We start from the raw sequence: 26,773 nt of genomic DNA, 5'->3' as shown, positions 1-26,773 counted from the left end.
GATGCGGAGGGTCCTTTTTATTGCCTTAATATTGGTTAAAGTTATAGGCTATAGATTTCTCTGATCGACGTTAACATGGTAGAATTCTATTATGGGATAATTTTAATGATTCAAAAGGAGCCGTCAACTGCCATGGCTAAAGTAAAAACTAAATTTGCATGCACGCAGTGCGGGACGGAATCACCGAAGTGGATGGGCAAATGCCCTGGCTGTCAAGAGTGGAACACAATGGTTGAGGAAACCGAGACGGAAATTAAAGCGCCAGTTGGACGGGGAGAGCTACTCCGCACGAAAGAAAAAGCACGTGCCATCATAGATATAGAGAGTGGAAAAGAACCGCGAATTTCAACCGGGATTTCGGAGCTAAACCGAGTTCTAGGCGGTGGGCTCGTCCCGGGCTCATTGCTGCTTGTAGGCGGAGATCCAGGCATTGGTAAATCAACTCTGCTGCTCCAAGCTTCATATTCCCTTTCCACACAAGGTCTTAAGGTGCTCTATGTTTCCGGAGAAGAATCAGTACGCCAGACTAAGCTCAGGGCAGATCGTCTTGGTGCATTGAATGACAGGCTGTATGTCCTTTGCGAAACAAATCTGGAGGTTATCGAAGAGGCGATAACTGAAGTCAGCCCTGACTTTCTCGTTATCGACTCCATTCAAACCGTATATCGGCCAGAGGTCGCATCTGCACCAGGGAGTGTGGCCCAGGTAAGGGAGTGTACAGCTCACTTCATGCGCATATCGAAAATAAATGGAGTGGCAACGGTGCTTGTCGGGCACGTTACCAAGGAAGGTGCAATTGCAGGACCTCGCTTGCTTGAGCATATGGTCGATTGCGTGCTCTATTTTGAGGGTGAACGCCATCATACGTACCGCATCCTGAGAGCGGTTAAAAATCGCTTTGGGTCGACGAATGAAATTGGGATTTTTGATATGGTAGAGGATGGTTTACGTGAAGTAACGAATCCATCCGAGCTATTCCTATCGGAAAGACCGCTTGGTGTTTCGGGTTCCTCAGTTGTTGCCAGTATGGAGGGCACAAGACCCGTTCTGGTGGAGCTGCAGGCGCTAGTTACTCCAACGAATTTCCCTTCTCCGCGTAGAATGGCATCGGGCTTTGATCATCATCGAATGTCACTCGTCATAGCCGTTCTAGAGAAGAGGATGGGAATGTTTCTGCAAAATCAAGATGCCTATCTGAACGTAGCGGGAGGCGTCAAGCTAGATGAACCAGCGGCGGATTTGGCAGCAGCGGTTAGTTTAGCTTCAAGTCTTAAGGATTTATCTACAAAGCCTTATGACGTTATTTTCGGTGAAGTGGGATTAACGGGAGAAGTGAGAGCCGTGTCTCGAGCAGAGCAACGGGTTAAGGAAGCTCATAAGCTTGGCTTTAAGCGTGTCATTATGCCGGAGCAGAGTATGAAAGGCTGGCAGCCGCCTAAGGATATTCAGCTCATTGGTGTTAAAACAGTCGCGCAAGCTCTAAAAGCCGCATTGGAATAGGGGGTATCTAACATAATGAAAGAATATAAAGAGAGAGACTCTAAGGAAAAAGAACGTAATTTGCAAGAAAAAACAATGAATCTGTTGCTCCAGATGGTTGCACCAGGTACCCCTTTTCGCGATGGGCTGGAAAATGTACTGCGCGCGAAAACGGGAGCTCTTATTGTCGTTGGCTATAGTCCAGAAGTGATGGAGCTTGTGGATGGCGGATTTTCTATTAATTGCGATTTCAGTCCGAACTATTTGTACGAGTTAGCGAAAATGGATGGCGCAATCATTCTGAACGAGGATGTTAAACGTATACTATATGCAAATACGCAATTGATTCCGAATTCCTCTATAACCTCATCAGAGACGGGAATTCGTCATCGGACAGCGGAGCGGGTAGCGAAGCAGACAGGAAAGCTTGTCGTATCCATTTCTCAACGACGTAATGTCATTACGCTATACCAAGGACAATTACGATATGCGCTTAAAGAAATGGGAGTTATTTTGACGAAGGCTAATCAAGCCATTCAGACGTTGGAGAAGTATCGGGCGGTCTTTACTCAAGCACTAACTAATCTCTCGGCATTGGAATTTGAAGAGTTAGTTACAATGCATGAGGTTGCTTATGTCATCCAACGCGCCGAGATGGTTCTTCGAATCAATAATGAAATTAATCGTTATGTGCTTGAGCTTGGTAATGAAGGCCGGCTTATCAGTATGCAGAAGGAAGAATTGGTTGGATCTGCAGAGGAAGAAGCTTGGCTGCTATTACGGGACTATGCTAAAGAAGACGCAGAAAATAAAGTTCAGGAAATTCAAGCTGCTATTCGTAAATTATCGTCCGAGGAGCTGCTCGATTCTGCTTCATTAATTCGAATATTGGGGTATCCTTCTCTTAGTGCGGTTGTGGAAGAAGGATTGTTACCGCGTGGCTACCGGATGTTAAGTAAAATTTCTCGGTTGCCAAGCGTAATTATCAACAATCTCGTGGAAAGATTTAGTGCACTTCCACATATTGTAATGGCTTCCATTGATGAATTAGATGAGGTAGATGGCATTGGAGAGGTTCGAGCTCGCGCTATAAAAGAAGGTTTAAAACGTATTCAAGAGCAGGTGTTTATTGACAGACAGATATAACCCGACTACAATTGGAAATGTTCTTCAAATTAATAAAGATCCTGATTTTGGATAATAATAGCCCTGGTAACAAACATATTAGGGTTGAAATACGAATAAAAGTATCATTACGCTTAATATTCTGATCAATAGGGTATAGTAAAATTGAGGTGGCAAACATGATTACGAAGTCGATACCTAACTTATTTACCATTGGTAACTTGTTTTTAGGTGTCATAGCCATTATTTTGGCCTTTAATAACGAAACGAACAGCTCGAATACAGCTGCTTTATTAGTTATCATCGCCATGCTTCTTGATGGCTTGGATGGACGAGTAGCTCGAGCATTAAATGTACAAAGCGAATTCGGTAAAGAATTGGATTCACTTTCCGACATCATTTCTTTTGGTGTTGCACCTGCATTTATTATGTATCAAGCGGCATTTCAAGGCATAAGCCCTGCAATGGCATGGATCGTAACTGCGATCTTCCCAATCTGTGGAGCGCTAAGACTGGCAAGATTTAACGTCATTGATGGTATACCAGGTTATTTCATTGGCTTACCTATTCCGGCTGCGGGTGGAGTGCTTGCTACGTTGGCGTTGTTCCACAGTGAGTTGCATTACTCTTTGTTGCTGTTGAGCACGGTAGCTTTATCTTTCCTAATGGTTAGCAACATGAAATATCCGAACTTCAAGAAGCTTGGTTTACCTAGAAAGGCGATCTGGGCCATTCCTGTAGTTGTTGCAGGAGCTGCGGTTCTAGCTTATATGTTCCAAGCGGCTATTCCGAAGGTCATTTTAGCATTGCTACTTCTCTATGCTTTATGGGGCCTAAAAAAAAACGTTGAACGACTGTTGCCCTCAGGCCGCCGCGCTAAGCGCAGAGAGGCTGCCGAGGAAAGCGAGCGATCCAAGCACAGCGCTTAACTCGGTTTCGGGAATTTAGAAAGCACCGGTTTTCTCTCTGCCAAGAGAGTTGCGGGTGCTTTTTTTGTTTGATTAGAAGTGTATGCGTCTAACTGGAGCACAGTAACTCAAGCCAAGTAACCTAGAACCAGTAACCTAGAGCCAGTAACTCAAGCTCAGTAACCACAACTCCAGTAACACAATTCCGGTAACGTATGCCCAGTAACCACAATTCCAGTAACCACAATTCCAGTAACCACAATTCCAGTAACCACAATTCCAGTAACGTAACCCCCAGTAACCGTAACCCCAGTAGCGCAAGCCCAGTAACCTAAGCTCTTGGAGGAGTAGTGTAGCTCCGGGCAAAGACTTCAAGGAATGTGATAATTAGTCGGAGGGACAGCGTAACTCGGAGCCGAAACAGCGGGCCAGGTGATAATTAGTCGGAGATGCTGCGTAACTACGAGCCAAACAGAGCGTAGAGTGATAATTAGTCGGAGATGCAGCGTAACTACGAGCCAAACAGAGCGTAGAGTGATAATTAGTCGGAGATGCAGCGTAACTACGAGCCAAACAGAGCGTAAAGTAATAATTAGTCGGAGAGGCAGCATAAATCGGCGCTAAACGGCGGGCCAGGTGAAAATTAGTCGGAGATGCAGCTTAACTCGGAGCCGAAACAGCGGGCCAGGTAATAATTAGTCGGAGGGACAGCGTAACTCGGAGCCAAACAGAGCGCCAGGTGAAAATTAGTCGGAGGGACAGCGTAACTCGGAGCCAAAACAGCGGGCCAGGTAATAATTAGTCGGAGGTGCAGCATAACTCGGAGCCAAACAGAGCGCCAGGTGAAAATTAGTCAGAGATGCAGCGTAACTCGGAGCCTAATAGAGCGCCAGGTGAAAATTAGTCGGAGGGACAGCGTAACTCGGAGCCAAATAGCGAGCCAGGTGAAAATTAGTCTGAGAGGCAGTGTAACTCGGAGCCAAACAGAGAGCGAGGTAATAATTAGTCGGAGATGCAGCATAACTCAGCGCCAAACAGAGCGTAAGATGATAATTAGTCGGAGGGACAACGTAACTCGGAGCCAAACTCAGCACCAAACTCCACAGCGTAAACAAACAAAAAGGCAGCATCCCATAAAACGGGTGCTGCCTTTTGCCGTGAATAATGCCTTTTTAAAAAATATTAAGTTAAGTTAAACCAGCCCAGCGTAGAGCATTTGTCAGCTTCTTTGGTGACGACTTCTTCAAGGCTGATGTCCAGCAGGTTGCACATGGCTGACATGTAGAACAGATTCTTGCCCATCTCACTACGAATAACCTCGCGACATTGCTCACAGAGGTTGCCCTCCATGTGGGATTTCGATTGGCGATTCGCTTGGTCAAGCGGCATCTCCTCGGAAAACCCTTGGTTTCTAGCAGTTAGCTCGATACATCCGCACTCTGTGATGGATTTGGATACGGCCCGGTTGACAGATGCATTGGATTGACTGTACTTCGTAACGACGTCAAGCAGACTACGATGACGGAGCAATAATTCCGACACCTGACTCTGAAACTCCTGGAGCGTAGGTGCGCCCATCCATTCCACCTCGGTTACCTTTTATTTACTTAGCCACTTTCATTATAAATCATGGGTTCCCAGATATCAAAAGAAGCTGACAATTTTGAATAAACTTTAATATCTAAGCTTAGTGAAGGTTAGCAAGTAAAAAATTGGAACATACTAGTAACGATATTTCTGACTTCTTAACAAGAAAGGGAGTGAATTTTATGATAATGAAGAGAGTTATCCAGATCGTCGGCTTAGTACTAGGTGCTTTGCTAGGTCAAGCAATGTCAACTTGGCAGATAGCATCTGAGGCGTCATGGATGGGTTCGATGTTAGGTGCTTCAACTGGTGGAGGAGGATCCTTCAGTGCAGTTGTAGGGGCATGCACAGGATTTTTACTCGCAACGGCTTTCGCTGCTCCGCTTACACGTGCTTTACAGCGTGGAATTGATAGACTGTCCAATTATCCTATGTCAGAGCTTCTATCCGGTTTGGTAGGTTTGACCTTTGGTCTTGCACTTTCTTCCTTCCTGTATCCTTTTATGACGGATATTCCGCATGTGGGGCAAATATTGGCAGCCATTACGGCGCTTACGCTCGGGTATACGGGACTTAAGATTGGCATGTATAAAAAGGACGAGGTCGGAGATTGGCTCCGGACACGCAGAAGTGTAGAAATTCCGAAAAATGAGGGACCCCGGTATGAGGAACACAAAATTTTAGACACAAGCGTTATCATTGACGGTCGTATTGCAGATATATGCAAAACGGGTTTTATTGAAGGGACATTAGTTATACCTGAATTCGTACTAGAAGAGCTTCAGCATATCGCGGATTCATCTGATTTGCTTAAGCGCAATAGAGGACGGAGGGGACTAGACATCCTTAATAAAATTCAGAAGGAGCTAGACGTCAGAGTACTTATTTACGAAGATGCGAATGATGAGCCTGGAGAGGTTGACAGTAAGCTCGTTAAGCTAGCAAAGGCGATGCAGGGTAAAGTGGTTACTAATGACTTTAACTTGAATAAAGTGTGCGAGCTGCAAGGAGTTTCTGTGCTAAATATTAATGATTTGGCTAATGCGGTTAAGCCTGTCGTGCTTCCTGGAGAAGAAATTGTTGTTCAGGTTATTAAGGACGGCAAGGAGCATGGGCAAGGTGTGGCCTATTTGGATGATGGCACAATGATTGTGGTAGAAGGCGGAAGGGAATTCATCGGAACTACGATGGAGGTGCTGGTCACAAGTGTGCTTCAGACATCTGCTGGCCGGATGATTTTCGCTAAGCCTAAGCTATTGGAAAAAGCGCTCTAACAAGGTATGATAATAGAAATACGGGCGGGGCGCGCTCTTGTGTCCCGTCTTTTGTTTGTCTGAAAAGGAGATATTATATGGACTGGGGAGCTGTCGTGGTTGCGGCAGGGCGAGGCACTCGTATGGGAGCTGCCGATAATAAGCCCTACCTTGAGCTTGCCGGTCGGACAGTGCTTGCTCATACGCTTGAAGCATTTGAGCAATGCTCAGCTGTAACATCTATTATTTTAGTTGTTTCATCGGGTGAGCAGCAGAAAGCTGGCGAGATAATCAGGCTTGAAGGGTTTCGGAAAATATCATTGATCATACCGGGCGGCGCAGAGCGGCAGGATAGTGTATATGCAGGTTTGGCGGCATTACATACGGAAGGTGTATTAGTCCATGATGCAGCTAGACCATTAGTAACTGCTAAGCAGATTACCGCATGCTGTAAGGCTGCGGAAGAACATGGTGCATCCGCACTAGCCGTTCCTGTTAAAGATACAATTAAAGTTTCGGATGGTAACGGGTTTATTATTGCAACTCCGGAACGTAGGACGCTGTGGAGTGTACAGACTCCGCAGGCTTTTTGGCGTGTAGAGCTTATGGATGCGCATCGCCAGGCGCGGGAGGAAAGCGCAGCAGCAACAGATGATGCTATGCTTCTGGAGAGATTAGGGCGTAAGGTTGCAATTGTCGAAGGTGATTATGCCAATATTAAAATTACGACGCCAGAGGATCTGCCTATTGCAGAGCTTCTGCTGGCAAGGCGTATGGGGGAGGAATAGTCACAATGATTAGAGTGGGACAAGGCTTCGATGTTCACCAGCTGGTGGAAGGACGTCCGTGCATTATCGGCGGTGTTAACATTCCATATGAAAAAGGGTTACTAGGACATTCCGATGCAGATGTGCTTCTTCACACGATAAGCGATGCCATTCTCGGGGCTCTTGCCCTTGGAGATATCGGAAAGCACTTTCCAGATACCGATCCGGAATTCAAAGACGCAGATAGCGTCAAATTACTAGTGCATGTATGGGGACTGGCTAAGGAGCGAGGCTACAAGCTCGGTAACGCTGACGCGACAATTATCGCGCAAGCGCCGAAGATGGCGCCATACATCCCGGCGATGGTTACTGTTATTGCCAAAGCGCTTGAATGTGAGGAATCCCAAGTCAACGTAAAAGCGACAACTACTGAACGTTTAGGCTTTCCCGGTCGGGGTGAAGGTATCGCCTCGCAGGCGGTTGTTCTGTTGGTGAAGGCATAAAAGAATATGATATTAACGGAGGAACTAACATGTCGACTAAGGTTCGAGTAAGATACGCACCAAGCCCGACGGGCAATCTACATATTGGTAATGCGCGTACAGCCATTTTTAACTACCTATTCGCACGCCACCATGGTGGTGATTTTATTATCCGTATCGAAGACACAGACGTTAAAAGAAATATAGCAGGCGGGGAAGAAAGTCAGCTAACTTATCTGAAATGGCTTGGTGTCGATTGGGATGAAAGCATCGATCGTCTAGGTGAGTATGGTCCTTACCGTCAAACTGAGCGTCTTGATATTTACCGAACGCATACTCAGCAATTGCTTGATCAGAAGCTAGCCTACCGTTGCTATTGCAATGAAGAGGAGCTGGAGCGGGAGCGCGAGGAGCAAACGGAACGCGGTGAAACTCCGAAGTACTCTGGGAAATGTCGTAACCTAACTCCCGACGAGCAAAGCAAGCTTGCAGACGAAGGAAGAATTCCAAGCGTGCGTTTTACGGTTCCGACTGACCACGTTTATACGTTTCAGGATACGGTCAAAGGAGAAATTTCCTTCCGTTCTGACGACTTCGGTGATTTCGTCATCGTGAAGAAGGACGGTATTCCGACCTATAATTATGCTGTTGCAGTGGATGATCATCTGATGGCTATAACGCATGTATTGCGTGGTGAAGACCATATTACGAACACGCCTCGTCAGCTAATGGTTTATGAAGCGTTTGGATGGACGCCTCCTCAGTTCGGTCATATGACACTAATCGTTAATGATCAACGCAAGAAGCTGTCCAAACGTGACGAGTCCATCGTTCAATTCATTCAGCAATATGACGAATTAGGCTATCTGCCTGAAGCTCTATTTAACTTTATTACTTTGCTTGGCTGGTCTCCGGAAGGGGAAGAGGAGATTTATTCCCGAGAGCAGCTAATTGAGATCTTTAACGAGAACCGTCTCTCCAAGAGCCCGGCTGTATTCGATACAGCGAAGCTAAGCTGGTTAAACCAACACTACATGAAGCTTGCTGAGCCGGAGCGTATCATCCAGCTTTGCATTCCACACTTGAAATCAGCAGGTCGCCTTCCGCAGGAGCCAAGCGAGCAAGATTTGGTGTGGGCTACGGCTTTAGTCACCTTGTTCCGCGATCATCTAAGATTCGGAGCTGAGATTGTACCTCTATCTGATTTATTTTTCCAAGAGGTTCCGGAGCTGAACGATGAAGCTGCAATCGTGATGAAAGAGGAGACGGTACCTACTGTGTTGAGCGCATTCCGGAGCAATATAGATGCCGCTTCTGAACAAGACTTCACTATCGATAATATCAAAGCGTGGATTAAAGCAGTCCAAGTCGCAACTGGCGTAAAAGGTAAAGGGCTATTCATGCCAATACGTATCGCACTCACGGGTCAAATGCATGGACCGGACTTGAACGGAACGATTTGGCTGCTAGGAAGAAATGAAGTGTTGAAGCGCCTCGCGAATTAATCTATTTGAGTGGATTATTCTAAGCTTGCATACTCACTTAGCTAATCCGTTCTAAGGGGAAACGTGTCACATCTCTTGTCACCTGACAGGGGTTCGGATATAATTAATCTATATATCGAAAACGTGCGACGAACAGGAAAGTAAGTTTCGCTTTACGAATGATCAGAGAAGGCGGTCTAGGCTGAGAGCCGCTACATTCTGTACGAAACTGAATTGCGCCTGGGAGCTGCGCCGCTGATGGGTCTTCCGATGTACTGTGATCTAGTATCATGGAACAGTGGATGATCGGGTAAGCGGTGCCGGGGGGATCCCGTTAACTATCCGATAAGGAGCCGATGTCCCTGAGGACAGGAGCTCAAGCAGAGTGGGACCACGTCATGACGTCTCTGCAGCTACGTAGCTGCAGGGGCTTTTTTATATTTTACTGACGTGTTCCGCCGTCCTAATGGCGACGAGACCGTTTTACTTAGATAGAGAAGAGATAGGTGGGGTGGAAGATGGGGATGTGGAGAACGGTCAAATCCGATATAGAAGCAGTATTCGAGAACGATCCTGCTGCCAGAAGCTGGTTCGAAGTAGTATTTACGTATGCAGGTTTACATGCGATTTGGTCTCATCGCATCGCCCATTTCTTTTATCGCCATCGGTTATTTTCAGTCGCCCGAGTGATTTCCCAAGTGAGTCGATTTTTCACGGGAATTGAGATTCACCCCGGAGCTCGTATTGGGAGTAAACTGTTCATAGATCACGGCATGGGCGTCGTTATCGGCGAAACGTGCGAGATCGGTGATGAGGTTATTATTTATCAAGGGGTAACGCTTGGCGGAACAGGGAAAGAAAAGGGGAAGCGCCATCCGACAATAGGTAATCGTGTCGTTATCGCTTCTGGCGCGAAGGTGCTTGGATCGTTTACAGTAGGAGGTAACTCTAATATTGGGGCAAACTCGGTTGTACTTAGAGAAATACCACCCAATAGTACGGTTGTCGGTATTCCTGGACGTGTTGTAAAGCGTAATGGCATGAAGATCGGCGACCGGCTTGACCATACGAACCTGCCGGATCCGCTTATTGAAACCTTCCGACTCATGCAGAAGGAAATTAACGAGCTAAAATCAGAGATCGAGCGTCTCAAAGCCAATGAAACGAACGGGAACAATGAACCCGTAGCCCTCTTGGCTAATGATAGTAAAAGGAGCTAATATCAGGTGAAACTCAAAATTTACGACAGCATGACTAGAGCGCCGCAGACGTTCGTGCCGCGTGAGCCGGGAAAAGTAAATATGTATGTATGCGGACCGACTGTATACGACTATATCCATATTGGAAATGCACGTCCGGTTATTTTCTTTGATGTCGTTCGACGTTATTTGGAGGCTATTGGCTTAGAGGTTAATTACATCGTTAATTACACGGATGTAGATGACAAAATGATCCGCAAAGCTAATGAGCTTGGCATTACAGTGCCAGAGCTGGCTGAACGTTTTATATTGGCGTTTAAGGAGGATCGGGCTGCGCTTGGTGCTCACGACCCGACCATTTCACCACGGGTAACGGAGAACATAACAGAAATCGTGACATTCATCGAAAGCTTAGTCGAGAAGGGATCTGCTTATGAAAGCGGCGGAGACGTCTATTTCCGTACGGGATCATTCCCGGAATACGGTAAGCTTTCTCATAAAAACCTCGATGAATTGCAATATGGTATCCGTATAGATGTCGATGAGCGCAAAGAAAATCCACAGGACTTCGTGCTCTGGAAGACGGCTAAGCCGGGAGAAATTCATTGGCCAAGTCCATGGGGCGAGGGGCGTCCTGGATGGCATATCGAGTGCTCTGCGATGGTGCACAAGTATGCTGGTAATACCCTGGATATCCATGGAGGCGGACATGATTTGCAATTCCCTCATCACGAGTGTGAGATTGCACAATCTGAATCCTTGACGGGTCAGCCCTTGTCGCGCTACTGGATGCACAATGGCTTCGTAAACATTAACAATGAGAAGATGTCTAAATCATTGGGCAATGGTATTAACGTACGGCAATTGCTCAAGAAGACAAGTAAATATACGATTCGTTATTTAATGCTGGCAACTCATTACCGTAGTCCACTTAATTTTAGTGACGAAACCATTCGTCAGGCTACGAACAGCATTGAGCGGTTGACGAATTGCCGGGACAATGTCCGTCATCGTCTCTCCTCTGTTGCGACGGGCACGCTTGCCTTAGCAGGTGATGAAGCGTTGAAGCAAAGGCTTGATAAGCTGAAAGAGGAATTCCACTCCCGTATGGAGGACGACTTTAGCACACCAGATGCGATAACAGCTTGGTTTGGTCTTGTCACGGAAGTGAATACTTATTTACAGCGTGAGGCGGTAAGTGAGTCAGATTTATTACTGATTCTAACACGCATCGAAGAGATGAACGGTGTTTTAGGACTGCTACCGCAAATCGAAGAAGCTGGCTTGTTGGATGAGGAAGTGGATTCGCTGATTGCAGAGCGAACGTCGGCACGGGCTAATCGTAATTTCGCACGGGCGGATGAAATCCGAGATTTGTTAGCGGATCGTGGAATTGTGTTGGAGGATACACCTCAAGGCATTCGTTGGCGGCGCAAATGATGGAGCGGGTAAGTAAAGTTATAGACCCCGTTATTTCACCCGTCGTGCCTACAGATGTGCCGATTAATATGTTATCTCCTGTTGTCCTGGCTTATGTTGGAGATGCTGTCTTTGAAATATACATTAGACAACGCCTAGTGGCAGGATTCAATCGAAAGCCGCATGAGCTGCATCGTGCGGCGACAGGCTACGTTTCTGCAGCTGCACAAGCTAAGCTTCTAGAGAGATGGGTACCCCTTCTTTCGGAAGAGGAAGCCGATATTGTGCGTCGCGGACGTAACACGAAGTCAGGACAGCCCCCTAAGAACGCTGATCCTGCTGATTATCGTCATGCTACTGCATTAGAATGCTTAGTCGGACATTTGTATTACCATGGGCAAAAGGAACGGTTGGAGCAGCTGATGGACCTTGCATTTGTGACCAATAAACAAGATTAATTTCGGCCAATAATAGCAATTTAGATAAAGGAAGATGATTATGAGTGATTACAAGCCGAGAGCACCGGGAAACCGTGGCCCTGTAGAACGTAAAACCAGAGCAGGGTGGCAGGCTGCAAATAACGGACGTAAAGACAATGACAAGTCGAATCCAGTAGCTCCTGCAAACAAGGAATCTGCATTGGATAAAGAGCTATGGGCAGCTGAAAGCTCGTTGAGCGGTGAAGAAGAATATTTGGCTGGTAAGCACCCAGTGCTAGAAGCGATGAAGGCAGGACGATCAATTAACAAAATTTTCATGTCCAATCAGGCACAGCGCAGCCTTGTTCAGCCCATCATGGAAGAGGCTAAAGCCCGTGGAATAGTCGTCCAGCAGGTGGATAAGAGCAAGCTCGACCGACTCGTTCCGGACCTTCAGCATCAGGGAGTTGTTGCACAAGCGGCTGCAGTCGCATATGTTGAGGTTGACGAGCTACTCGCGCGTGCAGCTGCCAAGGGTGAAGTTCCGCTTATCGTCCTGTTGGACGAGATTGAGGACCCGCATAATTTAGGCTCGGTTTTGCGGATTGCAGATTGCACAGGTGTGCATGGTGTCATTATTCCTAAGCGCAGAAGTGCGGGTCTTACGGCAGTTGTTGCCAAGACATCAGCTGGCGCTGTCGAATATGTACCTGTTGCGCGTGTAGCTAACCTCGTACAGACGATGGAGAAGCTCAAGGCTGCCGGTCTCTGGATTGCAGGAGCGGATGGAGGGGCCAAGGAAGGCTTCTACGACACGAGCCTTACAGGGCCGCTGGCGATCGTTATTGGCAATGAAGGGCAAGGGCTTTCTAGGTTAGTTCGGGAAAGATGTGATTTTATTCTCTCCCTTCCGATGGTTGGACAAATTAATTCCTTGAATGCTTCTGTTGCAGCAGGGGTTATCCTGTATGAGGTTGTGCGCCAACGTCAGCAGGAGCTCAAGAAAAGCGGCGCATCGCAGTCGAGTCCGGTTTAAGGACGTGCGAGCAACGCGCAATTTCCAACGCGAAGATGTGCTGCTGGTGGACGGCTACAATATCATCGGCTCTTGGCCAGAGCTGGTTGCATTGAAGCAAGAGAAGCTGGAGGATGCTCGAGATCAGCTCTTGAGCATGCTTGCGGATTACCAGAGCTACGCGGGACTCATCGTTATCGTCGTATTCGATGCTTTCCGCGTTCCAGGCGCGGGCGCGGAGTACAATCATCGTAAGAAAATGCAAATCGTGTATACCCGAGAACGGGAAACGGCCGATGAATGCATTGAACGCTTGGTTGGAGAGTGGACGTCAGTTCGACGCAATATTTATGTGGCAACATCGGATCAGGTAGAGCAGCATGTGGCATTCGGACGGGGAGCTTTGCGGGTTACAGCACACGAGCTGCGAATCGAAGTGCGGCAAAGTAGAACAGACATTCAGACGGTAATAAAAAGAGATTCGCCGATAAAAAAGAATCCGCTGGATGCTGTTTTGTCAGATGAGGTACAGCGCAGATTGGAACGAATGAGAAGAGGACTTAGTGATAATTAACTGAGTCGTGTATTTTATTTACAGTTTTACCATCGGACAAACGCGTAGGAAACGGCAAAATCATTGACGCTATGCGTCATATCAAGTATATTGGTAATAGTTTGGTAGAGCAAAAGGTTCCAGTACGCCAATGCAGACCGGAGGGATGTTCGTGTGAGCGTCGACTTGGAGAGACTGGCAACGCGTGAATACGACTTCAAGGCCGACGAGGACATCGTAGAGTTCGTTCGCACGGGTGACAGTGAAGCGTTGGAGTATCTTATTCATAAATATCGAAATTTCGTGCGGGCGAAAGCGCGCTCTTATTTTCTAATAGGTGCTGAGCGAGAAGATATTGTGCAAGAAGGAATGATCGGCTTATACAAAGCGATCCGTGACTTCAAAAGCGATAAGCTAGCTTCATTTAAGGCTTTTGCTGAGATATGCATTACTCGTCAGATCATTACTGCAATTAAAACTGCCACTAGGCAGAAGCATATTCCGCTCAATTCCTATGTTTCTTTGGACAAGCCGATCTATGACGAGGACTCTGATCGAACATTGCTCGATGTTATCTGCGGTTCAAGAGTATGTGATCCGGAGGAAATGATTATTAACCAAGAGGAGTTTTACGGCCTCGAGGATAAGATGTCTGAAATCTTGAGCGATTTAGAACGCAAGGTACTTATGCTATACCTGGACGGACGCTCTTATCAGGAAATTGCCGTTGATCTCGACAGGCACGTGAAGTCAATTGATAACGCTTTGCAACGAGTGAAGCGTAAGCTTGAGCGGTATCTTGAGGCACGCGACCTTGCTCAATAAGTAACTAGCACTTATATGGATCGTACCGGCAGCCGAAGCAGCGCGCTGCTTTTTTTATGCACTTATACAAGCTTAATCATCTTAGAGTTGATTATCTTTTGTTTCATATGGTTTAAGATAGATGCGAAAATGGAAGAATAGGTACAGGGTTGCTAGAGTAGAGTGTAATCTTCGACAGCAGAATGGTGTTCCAAAGGTAGGCTGGTGACACTTTTCGTTGACATCGATTACCCCCTGTGATAAATTATTTTAGTAACCTTAACGTGGCTTCTTATGCGCTGGCTCTGAATCATCGGCGAAACACCTGGATTCGTTGTCGTGGTGTCTTGTGAACACACGACGATTCCAAGATCAGCCTTGGTTCGCCAAGCTGAGGTTTCCGCTGCATGGTTGTATTTTTTTGAAGTTTTGATCCCGGGAGGTGGAAGGGATGCGGGTGATTATCACTCTAGCTTGCACGAACTGCAAGCATCGGAACTACACGTCGAGCAAGAACAAACGGACGCACGCCGATCGCATCGAGTTGAAGAAGTTCTGCAGATTTTGCAATGAACATACTCCTCATCGCGAGACGCGCTAAATCCTAGGAGGTATGAACGTGACTTTCCTGGCCAAAATGAAACAAAACTTTGGGTCCTTTTTTTCGTTTTTCGGTGATAGCTGGAACGAATTAAAGAAAGTCCGTTGGCCCAGCCGGAAAGAGCTCGTCAGCTACACAATCATTGTTATTGTGACGGTGCTGCTGGTTACGATCTACTTCTGGGTTCTGGACATCGGTATTTCATCCCTCGTCGATTTAATCATTTGACGCAGGAACCAAAGGTGGCTTTTCCATGGAGAAAAGATGGTATGTAGTACACACGTACTCCGGTTACGAGAACAAAGTTAAAGCTAACCTGGAGAAACGTGTGGAGTCTATGGGTATGCAAGACAAGATCTTCCGCGTCCTTGTGCCAATGGAAGAAGAAATTGTAAACAAGGACGGTAAGAAAAAGACGGTTATGCGTAAAGTATATCCCGGCTATGTTCTTGTCGAGATGGTACAAACGGACGATTCTTGGTACGTGGTTCGCAATACTCCGGGTGTAACTGGATTTGTTGGCTCCACAGGTTCGGGATCGAAACCAACGGCACTTCTTCCTGATGAAGTAGAAGGAATTCTAAAGCATATGGGAATGGACGAGCCGAAGCCGGTTATCGATTTCGAGATCAAAGAAAACGTTCGGGTTATGGTGGGTCCTTTTGCCAACTTTGTCGGATCTGTAGAAGAAATTCTGCCCGAGAAAAGCAAGCTTAAGGTTCACGTTAACATGTTTGGAAGGGAAACTCCGGTTGAATTGGACTTCACACAAGTGGAGAAGATTTAATCGATTAAGGGTTTCTTGAACGAGCGGGAGGGACGAGAGTTCCGTTAAACCGCATTATGGGTTAAGGAGGTGTGCATCATGGCAAAAAAAGTCATTAAATTGGTAAAGCTGCAAGTTAATGCGGGTAAAGCTAACCCTGCGCCACCGATCGGTCCTGCACTAGGTCAAGCTGGCGTAAATATCATGGCATTCTGTAAAGAGTTTAATGCTCGCACAGCAGATCAAGTGGGATTAATCATTCCAGTTGTTATTACTGTATTCGAGGATCGCTCCTTTACGTTTGAAACGAAGACGCCACCAGCAGCGGTATTGCTCCGCGTAGCTGCAGGAATCCCTAAGGGCTCCGGCGAACCGAACAAGAAAAAAGTTGCTACAGTTAAACGTGCGAAAGTACGTGATATCGCTGAGCAAAAAATGCAAGATCTTAACGCGGCTTCCGTTGAAGCAGCTATGCGTATGATCGAAGGAACTGCTCGCAGCATGGGCGTTGTAATCGAAGACTAATCGTTTGCAGCTGATATGGCTGACTAACGTAACGCGGTTCCTAGAACCGCTTGTGGGAGGAAACTTCCGTTAAAACCACAAAGGAGGAGAACAACTTGGCTAAACACGGTAAGAAATATGCAGAGTCCGTTAAGCTGATCGATCGCGATGCTACCTACGAATCGTTGGAAGCAATCGAGCTCGTGAAGAAAGCGGCAACAGCTAAATTCGACGAAACTGTTGAAGCGGCTGTCCGTCTCGGCGTTGATCCGAGAAAGCAAGATCAAGCTGTACGTGGCGTAGTCGTCCTGCCTCACGGCACCGGCAAAACGCAACGCGTTCTCGTATTCGCAAAAGGCGACAAGCTGAAGGAAGCTGAAGCTGCTGGCGCGGATTATGTAGGAGACGCAGACCTCATCGCTAAAATCCAACAAGGATGGTTCGAGTTCGACGTTTGCGTTGCAACTCCGGACATGATGAGTGAAGTCGGTAAGCTTGGCCGTATTCTCGGGGGTAAAGGTTTGATGCCTAACCCTAAAGCAGGCACTGTAACGAATGATGTTGCAAAAGCCATCGCTGAGATTAAAGCCGGTAAAATCGAATATCGTCTCGACAAAGCAGGTCAAATCCATGCACCAATCGGAAAGGTTTCGTTCGATTCTGAGAAATTGAATGAAAACCTTAATGCTCTGATTGAGGCATTGAGCCGTGCTAAACCCGCATCTTCCAAGGGCATTTACCTGAAGAACATCTCGATCTCTTCGACGATGGGACCAGGCGCTCGTGTAAATGCGTCCGTTTATCGCTAAACCGATCGCTCCTAGGAGCTCGGACGGTAAAAACTGTCTTTGACATTGGCAAGCCCTAGTGGTAAGCTAATAAAGCTGAAATTGAATATGGATACCGTAGACCGTAGGTGCGACACATAACCTTTAACCGTTATGCAAGCTTAATTCCCTACCGAGGTGTGTGGATAGAGTTTTCCTCTTTTGCAAAGTGCGCTGCATTTTGATAATAGAGTAAGATCACGTCATGCCTTCGCGAATCTGCGGAGGCATTTCTTTATGCCTCCCAGACTATTGCGAGATAAATATACGGTAATGCCAAGACTTAGGAGGTGTACACAATGGCAAATGCGAAAATCATTCAGGCAAAAGAGCAAGAGGTTGAGGTTATTGCGACTAAGCTACGCGAAAGCAACTGTACGGTTATTGCTGACTATCGTGGCTTGAACGTGGCGCAAGTAACACAGCTTCGTAAACAATTGCGTGAAGCCGGCATTGAATTCCAAGTGTTGAAAAACTCTTTGGTTAGCCGTGCTGCTGCAAATGTTGAATTGAACGAGCTTGAGTCTATCTTAACTGGACCTACTGCTATTGCTTTCGGTAAAGATGTTGTTGCTCCAGCGAAAATCATTAGTGATTTTGCTCGGAAAAACGATGCTCTTAAAGTTAAAGGCGGCGTAGTTGAAGGTCGTTTTGTTGATGCAGCTCAAGTTAAAGCACTTGCAGAGCTTCCGTCCCGCGATGGATTGCTTTCCATGTTGCTCAGCGTCCTGCAAGCACCAGTTCGCAACTTCGCACTCGCTGTCAAAGCGGTTTCGGAGAAGAACGAAGCAAGCGCGTAAGACAACTGATTATCAAAAAAAGAAGATCATATGATCTCAAATAATGGAGGATACTACAATGAGCAAAGAAGCAATCTTAGAAGCCATTAAAGGCATGACTGTTCTTGAATTGAACGATCTAGTTAAAGCAATCGAAGAAGAATTTGGTGTTACTGCTGCAGCTCCAGTTGCTGCTGGTGGCGCTGTTGCTGCTGCTGAAGTTGAAGAACAATCCGAATTCGATGTTGTTCTTATCGAAGCTGGTGCTTCCAAAATCAACGTTATCAAGGCTGTTCGCGAAATCACAGGTCTTGGCCTGAAAGAAGCGAAAGATCTTGTAGACAACGCTCCAAAAGCAATCAAAGAAAAAGTAGCTAAAGAAGAAGCAGATGCTGTTAAAGCTAAGCTTGAAGAAGCTGGCGCTAAAGTAGAAGTTAAGTAAGAAGCGGATCATCAAACCCCTTGAAGATTTTCTTCGAGGGGTTTGTTCGTGTATAAACATGATAATGCTAAAGAAAGCGATCTAATCCGTAACTTTGGAGGAGCTTGGGTGAACGATCATTACTATTCGAATAAGCCTCAATCGGCAAGTAACCGTCAAGACTTCGAAACATTGCTTCGCGGGTTTAAGCTTCGATTGACGTCGGATGCTGGCGTGTTTTCGCGGGACGGGGTGGACTATGGCAGCCGGGTACTCATCGAGGGTATGGAATTTCCAAGTGATGCTAAGGTTCTGGATATCGGTTGCGGCTACGGACCGATCGGATTAATTGCTGCCCGCCTTGCGCCGCAAGGACATGTTACGCTTATCGACATTAATGAGCGCGCTGTTGAGTTGGCCAAACACAATGCAAAGGTGAATGGGGTACATAATGTATCCTTTGCATATAGCGACCTTTTCTCTGCTGTTGAAGCCGAAACCTTCGATGTAATTTTGTCCAACCCCCCCATTCGAGCGGGCAAAGCAGTTGTACATCAATTGCTAGAGCAATCTTGGGCACGGCTGAATCCTGGCGGGAAGACGTGGGTTGTAATTCAAAACAAGCAAGGAGCTCCAACGGCTAGAGCGAAGCTAGAAGAAGTGTATGGAGAAGATGAGGTTGTTGAAGTAGGTAAAGACAAGGGATTTAGACTTTACTGCTGCACACGCAAGTAAAAATAATTAAGATTTGACTTGACATTTCTGCTGTGGTATTATTAAAAAATGTCAGTATTAGGATGGGCTAATTGTCTTTAACACATTAAACCTGTATGCCCTATTCCATTCCTAGAATAAATTCACTCTAATTGACGTATAATGGGTTTGTTTTGGGGTAAAGGCAGGATGAGTTGCCATTGTGCCGCCAACCGGCGCATAAGGGCTTTTCTTTATTTTTGTGTTGAAGCAGACTTAAGGGGTGAGGTTAAGTTGGCAGGACATCTTGTTCAGTATGGTCGCCGTGCACGGCGCAGCTACGCCCGCATTAATGAAGTGTTGGAAGTCCCGAACCTGATCGAAATCCAACAACAATCGTACCAGAAGTTTTTGGACGAGGGCTTGCGGGAAATTTTTCAGGATATTTCGCCAATTTCGGATTTTACCGGCAACTTAGTTTTGGAGTTTATCGACTATAGCTTAGGTGATCCGAAATATTCAGTTGATGAATCGAAAGAACGCGATGTAACTTACGCAGCTCCACTTCGTGTTAAGGTTCGTTTGCTCAACAAGGAAACAGGCGAAGTTAAGGAACAAGAAGTATTTATGGGTGATTTTCCGCTCATGACCGAAACGGGAACATTCATTATCAACGGTGCGGAACGTGTAATCGTCAGCCAGTTGGTTCGCTCCCCGAGTGTCTACTTCAGTACTAAGGTAGATAAGAACGGTAAGAAAAACTATACGGCTACAGTCATTCCGAATCGTGGAGCTTGGCTGGAGCTTGAGACGGATGCAAAGGATATCATCTACGTGCGTATCGATCGCACTCGCAAAATCCCAGTAACTGTACTCCTTCGCTCTTTGGGCTTTGGAACTGATGCAGAAATTCTGGATTTGCTAGGACAAGATGACTACATCCGCAATACGCTTGAGAAGGACAATACGGATTCTACTGAGAAAGCGCTCATTGAAATCTACGAGCGTCTTCGTCCAGGTGAACCGCCAACTTTGGATAATGCTCGCAGCTTGCTAATTGCACGCTTCTTCGATCCGAAGCGTTACGACCTAGCAAACGTAGGACGTTACAAGGTTAATAAAAAGCTGCATATCAAAAACCGTTTGTTCAACCAGCGCCTAGCGGAAACGCTTGTAGATCCATCCACTGGAGAGATCATAGCTGAAGCTGGACAAATGATTGATCGCAGATTGTTGGATCAAATTCTCCCTATGCTTGAGAAAAACGTAGGGTTCAAAAACTATCGGGTAACGGGTGGCGTTTACGAGTCAGAGGATATTCCTTTGCAATCCGTCAGCATCTACTCGCCTTTAGAAGATGGAAAAGTAGTTAAGGTTATTTCCAACGGCATCATCGATAAGTCGGTGAAGAATATTACGCCTGCGGACATTATCTCGTCTATTAACTACTTCATGAATTTGCTGCAATCCGTCGGTAACACAGATGATATCGATCACTTGGGTAACCGTCGTCTCCGCTCTGTTGGAGAATTGCTGCAAAATCAATTCCGTATCGGCTTGTCCCGGATGGAACGGGTTGTACGGGAAAGAATGTCCATTCAGGATCAGAATGCCATTACGCCTCAGGCGCTAATCAATATTCGTCCTGTTATTGCGGCAATTAAAGAGTTCTTCGGATCCTCTCAATTGTCCCAATTTATGGATCAAACCAATCCGCTTGCAGAATTGACGCATAAGCGTCGTCTATCGGCTCTCGGACCTGGTGGTTTGACTCGGGAACGCGCGGGCTTCGAAGTTCGTGACGTCCATCACTCCCACTATGGCCGTATGTGTCCAATCGAGACACCAGAAGGACCGAACATCGGATTGATCAACTCCTTGTCTTCCTTCGCACGGATTAACGAGTATGGCTTTATCGAGGCACCTTATCGTAAAGTCGATCCTCATACAAACCGGGTTACGGATGACATCGTCTACATGACGGCTGATGAAGAGGACAATTATATCATCGCGCAAGCGAATGCACAGTTGAACCCTGACAAGTCTTTCACAGACGAAAATATTATTGTCCGTTATAACAAACAGACCGATAATATCATCACAATGCCGAGCGATCGCGTTGACTACATGGATGTATCCCCTAAGCAGGTTGTGTCTGTCGCTACAGCGATGATACCGTTCCTCGAGAACGATGACTCCAACCGTGCGCTCATGGGATCTAACATGCAACGTCAAGCCGTTCCGTTGTTAATACCGGAAGCACCATTCGTTGGTACAGGAATGGAGCACAAGTCTGCTAAAGACTCCGGGGTATGTATTGTGTCCAAATATGACGGATTCATCGAAAGAGTTTCTGCCAATGAAATCCAATTGCGTCGAGTTGAGATAATCGAAGGCAAAGAAGTCAGAGGCGATATCGTTAAATACAAGCTTCAGAAGTTTATGCGTTCTAACCAAGGAACGTGCATTAACCAAAGGCCACTTGTTCGTCGCGGAGAAATTATTAAAAAAGGCGACATTATGGCTGATGGACCTTCAACGGATACGGGCGAGCTAGCGCTTGGTCGCAACGTTGTCGTTGCCTTCATGACTTGGGAAGGCTACAACTATGAGGATGCTATCTTGTTGTCCGAGAAGCTAGTTCGGGAAGATGTCTATACTTCAATTCACATTGAGGAATATGAATCAGAAGCCCGTGATACTAAGCTCGGACCTGAAGAGATCACTCGTGATATTCCGAACGTCGGGGAAGACGCGCTTCGCAATCTTGATGAGCGTGGAATTATCCGTGTCGGTGCTGAAATTAGCGCAGGTGATATCCTCGTAGGTAAAGTTACACCTAAGGGTGTAACAGAGCTTACAGCTGAAGAACGCTTGTTGCACGCGATTTTTGGAGAGAAGGCTCGTGAAGTCCGTGATACCTCTCTTCGCGTACCGCATGGTACAGACGGAATCGTAGTCGACGTTAAAGTGTTTACCCGTGAGAACGGTGATGAGCTTCCTCCTGGCGTTAACCAACTGGTCCGTGCTTACATCGCACAAAAACGGAAAATTTCCGAAGGCGATAAAATGGCTGGACGTCATGGTAACAAAGGGGTTATCGCTCGTATCCTGCCGGAAGAAGATATGCCTTTCCTTCCAGATGGCACTCCGGTTCAAGTTGTTCTTAACCCGCTCGGCGTACCTTCTCGGATGAACATCGGTCAAGTACTGGAAGTTCACTTAGGAATGGCTTGTAAGATCCTTGGCATTCACTCTGCTACGCCTGTATTCGACGGAGCGCGTGAAACGGATGTATTCGATGCTATGGAAGAAGCCGGTATGAAACGTAACGGTAAATGGCAGCTGCGTGATGGACGTTCAGGTGAATTGTTTGAACGTGAAGTTACTGTTGGTGTCATGTATATGATCAAGCTTGCGCATATGGTCGACGACAAAATCCATGCTCGTTCTACTGGACCTTACTCTCTCGTTACACAACAGCCGCTGGGTGGTAAAGCTCAGTTCGGTGGTCAACGTTTCGGGGAGATGGAGGTTTGGGCATTGGAGGCTTATGGCGCTGCCTATACGCTTCAAGAAATATTGACCGTCAAATCAGATGATGTCGTCGGTCGTGTCAAAACCTACGAATCGATTGTCAAAGGCGAGAACGTGCCGGAGCCGGGTGTTCCAGAATCGTTCAAGGTATTGATTAAGGAACTCCAAAGTCTCGGTATGGATGTTAAAATCTTGTCCGGAGATGAGCAGGAGATCGAAATGAAGGAAATGGACGACGAGGACGATGCCACGGGAGATAAGCTAAACCTTAATCTCGAGGGTACAGAAGTCGGTGTCGAATAGTACTGTTGCGTAGCACGTCCACACGTCGCGTAACGTGAAGTACTAGTAGAATTGGACGGGCGCTTCCGAGCGCCCGCCTCCAATGTCAGAAGTGCTGCTGTAAGCCGCTTAGCATACGCTATGTGCTGCAGTCGCATGACGCCGGGCCTTAGGGGCCGTCGTTAAGATCTGAAATCTTAGCAACGATGAAGGAGGGCTTGCTCCTTGTTAGACGTCAATAACTTTGAGTTCATGAAAATCGGTTTGGCTTCCCCGGATAAGATTCGGTCTTGGTCGAGAGGCGAAGTCAAGAAGCCGGAAACGATAAACTACCGGACATTGAAGCCGGAAAAAGAAGGCTTGTTCTGCGAGAAAATTTTCGGACCTACTAAGGACTGGGAATGTCATTGCGGTAAATACAAGCGCGTTCGTTATAAAGGCGTAGTTTGTGACCGTTGCGGTGTTGAAGTAACTCGTGCTAAGGTACGTCGTGAGCGGATGGGTCATATTGAATTAGCCGCTCCGGTCTCGCATATTTGGTACTTCAAAGGTATTCCAAGCCGTATGGGACTTGCTCTTGATATGTCCCCACGTTCTCTGGAAGAGATTATATACTTCGCATCCTACGTTGTAACGGATCCAGGAGATACACCTTTGGAGAGAAAGCAATTACTCTCTGAGAAGGAATATCGCAGCTACCGTGACAAGTATGGCTATGCATTCCATGCTGGCATGGGCGCTGAAGCTGTCAAAAGACTGCTTCAGGATATTGACCTTGATCGTGAGCTAGAGACGCTTAAAGAAGATTTACGCACGGCTCAGGGCCAACGTCGTAATCGTGCGATTAAACGTCTTGAAGTCGTAGAATCCTTCCGTAACTCCGGGAACTTGCCGGACTGGATGATTCTAGATGTGCTTCCCGTTATCCCGCCGGAGCTTCGTCCAATGGTTCAATTGGATGGAGGTCGCTTTGCAACGAGTGACTTGAACGATTTGTACCGTCGTGTTATTAACCGGAACAATCGTTTGAAGCGTTTGCTCGATCTTGGCGCTCCGGATATTATTGTGCAGAACGAAAAACGGATGCTTCAGGAAGCCGTTGACGCATTGATCGATAACGGTCGCCGCGGTCGTCCGGTTACGGGACCAGGTAATCGTCCTTTGAAATCACTCAGTCATATGCTTAAAGGTAAACAAGGCCGTTTCCGTCAGAACTTGTTAGGTAAACGGGTGGATTACTCCGGACGTTCGGTTATCGTTGTTGGACCTAGCTTGAGAATGTACCAGTGCGGTCTCCCTAAAGAAATGGCTTTGGAGCTGTTCAAGCCGTTTGTTATGAAGGAGCTTGTGTTGAAGGGTCTTGCCCACAACATTAAGAGCGCTAAGCGTAAGGTTGAACGTGTAAGCCCAGAGGTTTGGGATGTGCTAGAGGAAGTCATCAAGGAACATCCGGTGCTTCTAAACCGTGCTCCAACTCTTCATAGACTTGGTATCCAAGCTTTCGAACCGATCCTTGTTGAAGGTCGTGCGATCAAGCTTCACCCACTCGTATGTACGGCATACAATGCCGATTTCGATGGTGACCAAATGGCAGTTCACGTTCCGTTGTCCGCAGAAGCACAAGCAGAAGCTCGTTTGCTCATGCTAGCTTCCGGTAACATCTTGAACCCTAAGGACGGTAAGCCTGTTGTTACTCCGTCTCAGGATATGGTTCTTGGCTGTTACTACCTGACAATGGACAACAATCAATCCTATGGATCTGGCTTGCGTTTTACTGACGTCAATGAAGCTATTTCTGCTTATCAACGCAGCGTAACAGGTATTTCACTTCATGCTCGCGTTGTCATTCCGGTTAAAGAGTTGAAGAAAAAGACTTTTACACCTGAACAGCAGGAAGCTCTAATTGTTACGACGATCGGTAAAATTATATTCAACGAGATTTTCCCTGAGACGTTCCCATACATCAATGAAGCAACAAAAGAGAACTTGGTTAAAGGAACGCCTGACAAATACTTTATCTACGACAAGGGTGCAGACATCAGCAAGTATATTGAAGATCCTGTTATTCCTGGTGCGGTAGGTAAAGAGTACTTGGGTAATATCATCGGTGAATGCTTCCGTATCTATCACACGACCAAAACGTCGATTATTCTTGATAATATCAAGCAACTCGGCTTTACTTATTCAACTCGTGCGGGTATTACAATCGGGGTTTCAGACGTTATCGTTCCTCAAGAGAAGGATCAGATTCTTAAGAAATCTGAAGAGCGTGTTGCGGTCGTATCGACTCAATATCGCCGTGGTCTAATTACGAATGAAGAGCGTCGTGACCGCGTTATCGAAATCTGGAGTAAAACGAAAGACGAAATTACTGAGATCTTGATGAAATCCATGGATCGCTACAACAACATTATGTTGATGGTAGACTCCAAAGCACGGGGTAACAAATCGCAGATCACCCAGCTGGGCGGTATGCGGGGTCTGATGGCCAACCCATCCGGACGAATTATCGAGTTGCCAATCAAATCGAACTTCCGTGAAGGTCTGACCGTTTTGGAGTACTTTATCTCCACTCACGGAGCACGGAAAGGTCTTGCCGATACAGCACTTCGTACAGCTGACTCCGGTTACCTGACACGTCGTCTCGTTGACGTAGCCCAAGATGTTATCGTTCGTGAAGAAGATTGCGGAACAGATAAGGGGATTTCCGTATCCCGTATCGAGGATGGTAAGGAAGTTATTGAGGATCTGTTCGACCGTATCGAAGGGCGTTATGCATTCGCGACGATCCGCAATCCAGAAGATGGTGAAATCATTGTTAACCGCAATGAACTCATCGATACGCCTAGAGCGGAAGAAATTGTCCGCGTAGGCATCAAGCAAGTGCAGATTCGTTCCGTACTCAGCTGCCGCGCCCGTCATGGTGTTTGTAAGCTTTGTTACGGCCGCAATCTTGCAACAGGTAAGAAAGTAGAAATCGGTGAAGCTGTTGGTATTATTGCAGCTCAATCCATCGGAGAGCCAGGAACACAGCTCACGATGCGTACTTTCCATACCGGTGGTGTTGCTGGAGACGATATTACACAAGGTTTGCCTCGTATCCAGGAGCTTTTCGAAGCTCGGAACCCGAAAGGTCAAGCTATTATCTCCGAGCTTGATGGCGTTGTTAAAGAGATTCGCGAAACGAAGGATCGTCGTGAAATCGAATTGCAAGGCGGAGCAGAATCCAAAGTATATCCTGTCAGCTATGGCTCGCGTATTCGCGTTACTCAAGGGCAGCAGGTTGAAGCTGGGGACGAATTAACCGATGGTTCTATCGATCCTAAGGAAATGCTTCGCATTAAAGGTATCCGCGGCGTTCAGAACTACATCTTGCAAGAGGTTCAACGTGTTTACCGGAACCAAGGTGTTGAAATCAACGACAAACACATCGAGGTTATGATCAAGCAGATGCTTCGTAAAATCCGCATCGTTGATCCTGGAGATACGATTCTTCTTCCTGGTGCTTTCGTGGATCTTCACGAATATGAGGCTGCCAACCGTGAAGCAATTCTTTCAGATAAAGAGCCTGCAGTTGCACGTCCTGTATTGCTCGGTATTACGAAGGCTTCACTCGAGACCGATTCATTCCTATCGGCGGCGTCCTTCCAAGAGACAACTCGCGTACTGACCGATGCTGCTATCAAAGGCAAAGTCGACAGATTGCTCGGACTCAAGGAGAACGTCATCATCGGAAAACTCATTCCTGCAGGAACGGGGATGGCAAGATACCGCAACATTCGTGTTGTATCGCCATTTGACGAAGAAACCGACGAAACGGCTGAGCTAGAGCCAGTAGTTGTAGAGTAGTTCAATAACAACATATCAAC

General features: G+C 46.7%; 24 protein-coding genes and 1 other annotated feature. Of the genes, 23 read left to right on the top strand and 1 reads right to left on the bottom strand.

What is annotated here, in order from left to right; translation table 11 throughout:
- Positions 1-132: 132 nt before the first annotated feature.
- The 3 genes from radA to pssA all read left to right on the top strand — a co-directional run bounded on the left by radA (position 133) and on the right by pssA (position 3,533).
- On the top strand, positions 133-1,500 hold the full coding sequence (gene radA, locus KCTCHS21_RS27120) for a DNA repair protein RadA (RefSeq protein ID WP_130615259.1): 1,368 nt from the start codon (positions 133-135) through the stop codon (positions 1,498-1,500).
- Between the two features lie 15 nt (positions 1,501-1,515).
- On the top strand, positions 1,516-2,625 hold the full coding sequence (gene disA / locus KCTCHS21_RS27115) for a DNA integrity scanning diadenylate cyclase DisA (RefSeq protein ID WP_232057974.1): 1,110 nt from the start codon (positions 1,516-1,518) through the stop codon (positions 2,623-2,625).
- 158 nt (positions 2,626-2,783) lie between these two features.
- Positions 2,784-3,533 carry a CDP-diacylglycerol--serine O-phosphatidyltransferase gene (gene pssA, locus KCTCHS21_RS27110; RefSeq protein ID WP_130615257.1) on the top strand — a complete coding sequence of 250 codons (750 nt, stop codon included), beginning with the start codon at positions 2,784-2,786 and terminating at the stop codon, positions 3,531-3,533.
- Between the two features lie 1,161 nt (positions 3,534-4,694).
- Here pssA and KCTCHS21_RS27105 read toward each other — a convergent pair.
- Complete coding sequence (locus tag KCTCHS21_RS27105; RefSeq protein ID WP_130615255.1) at positions 4,695-5,090, bottom strand: nucleoside triphosphate pyrophosphohydrolase family protein; 396 nt, start codon at positions 5,088-5,090, stop codon at positions 4,695-4,697.
- Between the two features lie 191 nt (positions 5,091-5,281).
- Between KCTCHS21_RS27105 and KCTCHS21_RS27100 the strand changes: the two genes are divergently transcribed.
- The 20 genes from KCTCHS21_RS27100 (at position 5,282) to rpoC (ending at position 26,753) form a co-directional block, all read left to right on the top strand.
- The gene (locus KCTCHS21_RS27100; RefSeq protein WP_130615253.1) at positions 5,282-6,373 is read left to right on the top strand and encodes a PIN/TRAM domain-containing protein; all 1,092 of its coding nucleotides are present in this window, start codon (positions 5,282-5,284) and stop codon (positions 6,371-6,373) included.
- Between the two features lie 77 nt (positions 6,374-6,450).
- Positions 6,451-7,140 (top strand): 2-C-methyl-D-erythritol 4-phosphate cytidylyltransferase, encoded by a 690-nt coding sequence (gene ispD, locus KCTCHS21_RS27095; protein WP_130615251.1) that lies wholly within the window; start codon positions 6,451-6,453, stop codon positions 7,138-7,140.
- 5 nt (positions 7,141-7,145) lie between these two features.
- On the top strand, positions 7,146-7,622 hold the full coding sequence (gene ispF, locus KCTCHS21_RS27090) for a 2-C-methyl-D-erythritol 2,4-cyclodiphosphate synthase (protein WP_130615249.1): 477 nt from the start codon (positions 7,146-7,148) through the stop codon (positions 7,620-7,622).
- A gap of 29 nt (positions 7,623-7,651) precedes the next feature.
- The gene (gene gltX / locus KCTCHS21_RS27085; RefSeq protein ID WP_130615247.1) at positions 7,652-9,106 is read left to right on the top strand and encodes a glutamate--tRNA ligase; all 1,455 of its coding nucleotides are present in this window, start codon (positions 7,652-7,654) and stop codon (positions 9,104-9,106) included.
- Positions 9,107-9,609: 503 nt separating this feature from the next.
- Positions 9,610-10,305 carry a serine O-acetyltransferase gene (cysE, locus tag KCTCHS21_RS27080; RefSeq protein ID WP_130616723.1) on the top strand — a complete coding sequence of 232 codons (696 nt, stop codon included), beginning with the start codon at positions 9,610-9,612 and terminating at the stop codon, positions 10,303-10,305.
- A gap of 6 nt (positions 10,306-10,311) precedes the next feature.
- Complete coding sequence (gene cysS, locus KCTCHS21_RS27075) at positions 10,312-11,724, top strand: cysteine--tRNA ligase (RefSeq protein ID WP_130615245.1); 1,413 nt, start codon at positions 10,312-10,314, stop codon at positions 11,722-11,724.
- Entirely contained in the window at positions 11,724-12,161 is a 438-nt protein-coding gene (locus tag KCTCHS21_RS27070) for a Mini-ribonuclease 3 (protein WP_130616722.1), read from the top strand. Before cysS ends, KCTCHS21_RS27070 begins: the two co-directional genes overlap by 1 nt.
- A 40-nt stretch (positions 12,162-12,201) precedes the next feature.
- Positions 12,202-13,158 carry a 23S rRNA (guanosine(2251)-2'-O)-methyltransferase RlmB gene (rlmB, locus tag KCTCHS21_RS27065; RefSeq protein WP_130615243.1) on the top strand — a complete coding sequence of 319 codons (957 nt, stop codon included), beginning with the start codon at positions 12,202-12,204 and terminating at the stop codon, positions 13,156-13,158.
- Positions 13,091-13,711: an NYN domain-containing protein gene (locus KCTCHS21_RS27060; protein ID WP_130615240.1), complete on the top strand. Its 621-nt coding sequence runs from the start codon at positions 13,091-13,093 to the stop codon at positions 13,709-13,711. Before rlmB ends, KCTCHS21_RS27060 begins: the two co-directional genes overlap by 68 nt.
- Before the next feature lie 153 nt (positions 13,712-13,864).
- Positions 13,865-14,515 carry an RNA polymerase sporulation sigma factor SigH gene (gene sigH / locus KCTCHS21_RS27055; protein WP_130615238.1) on the top strand — a complete coding sequence of 217 codons (651 nt, stop codon included), beginning with the start codon at positions 13,865-13,867 and terminating at the stop codon, positions 14,513-14,515.
- Positions 14,516-14,945: 430 nt separating this feature from the next.
- Positions 14,946-15,095, top strand: a complete 150-nt coding sequence (gene rpmG, locus KCTCHS21_RS27050) for a 50S ribosomal protein L33 (protein ID WP_120979940.1) — start codon at positions 14,946-14,948, stop codon at positions 15,093-15,095.
- 18 nt (positions 15,096-15,113) lie between these two features.
- Positions 15,114-15,323 carry a preprotein translocase subunit SecE gene (gene secE / locus KCTCHS21_RS27045; RefSeq protein ID WP_130615236.1) on the top strand — a complete coding sequence of 70 codons (210 nt, stop codon included), beginning with the start codon at positions 15,114-15,116 and terminating at the stop codon, positions 15,321-15,323.
- A gap of 25 nt (positions 15,324-15,348) precedes the next feature.
- Positions 15,349-15,882: a transcription termination/antitermination protein NusG gene (nusG, locus tag KCTCHS21_RS27040; protein ID WP_130615234.1), complete on the top strand. Its 534-nt coding sequence runs from the start codon at positions 15,349-15,351 to the stop codon at positions 15,880-15,882.
- A gap of 78 nt (positions 15,883-15,960) precedes the next feature.
- A complete protein-coding gene (gene rplK, locus KCTCHS21_RS27035) occupies positions 15,961-16,386 on the top strand; it encodes a 50S ribosomal protein L11 (RefSeq protein WP_130615232.1) in 426 nt (141 codons plus the stop codon).
- Positions 16,387-16,481: 95 nt separating this feature from the next.
- On the top strand, positions 16,482-17,174 hold the full coding sequence (rplA, locus tag KCTCHS21_RS27030; protein ID WP_130615230.1) for a 50S ribosomal protein L1: 693 nt from the start codon (positions 16,482-16,484) through the stop codon (positions 17,172-17,174).
- A 76-nt stretch (positions 17,175-17,250) separates the two neighbouring features.
- Positions 17,251-17,437, top strand: a sequence feature (ribosomal protein L10 leader region).
- A gap of 54 nt (positions 17,438-17,491) precedes the next feature.
- Positions 17,492-17,992 carry a 50S ribosomal protein L10 gene (rplJ, locus tag KCTCHS21_RS27025; protein ID WP_130615228.1) on the top strand — a complete coding sequence of 167 codons (501 nt, stop codon included), beginning with the start codon at positions 17,492-17,494 and terminating at the stop codon, positions 17,990-17,992.
- 58 nt (positions 17,993-18,050) lie between these two features.
- Positions 18,051-18,413, top strand: coding sequence for a 50S ribosomal protein L7/L12 (rplL, locus tag KCTCHS21_RS27020; protein WP_130615226.1), 363 nt, complete (start codon positions 18,051-18,053; stop codon positions 18,411-18,413).
- A 108-nt stretch (positions 18,414-18,521) separates the two neighbouring features.
- Positions 18,522-19,127, top strand: a complete 606-nt coding sequence (locus KCTCHS21_RS27015; RefSeq protein WP_130616721.1) for a class I SAM-dependent methyltransferase — start codon at positions 18,522-18,524, stop codon at positions 19,125-19,127.
- A 252-nt stretch (positions 19,128-19,379) separates the two neighbouring features.
- Positions 19,380-22,925, top strand: coding sequence for a DNA-directed RNA polymerase subunit beta (gene rpoB, locus KCTCHS21_RS27010; protein WP_130615224.1), 3,546 nt, complete (start codon positions 19,380-19,382; stop codon positions 22,923-22,925).
- Positions 22,926-23,129: 204 nt separating this feature from the next.
- The gene (gene rpoC / locus KCTCHS21_RS27005) at positions 23,130-26,753 is read left to right on the top strand and encodes a DNA-directed RNA polymerase subunit beta' (protein ID WP_130615222.1); all 3,624 of its coding nucleotides are present in this window, start codon (positions 23,130-23,132) and stop codon (positions 26,751-26,753) included.
- The last annotated feature ends 20 nt before the right edge of the window (positions 26,754-26,773 follow it).

The organism is Cohnella abietis (genome assembly GCF_004295585.1).
Lineage (GTDB): Bacteria > Bacillota > Bacilli > Paenibacillales > Paenibacillaceae > Cohnella > Cohnella abietis.
Note: the sequence above shows the minus strand (reverse complement) of the source record. Positions and strands in the feature narration are given on the sequence as shown.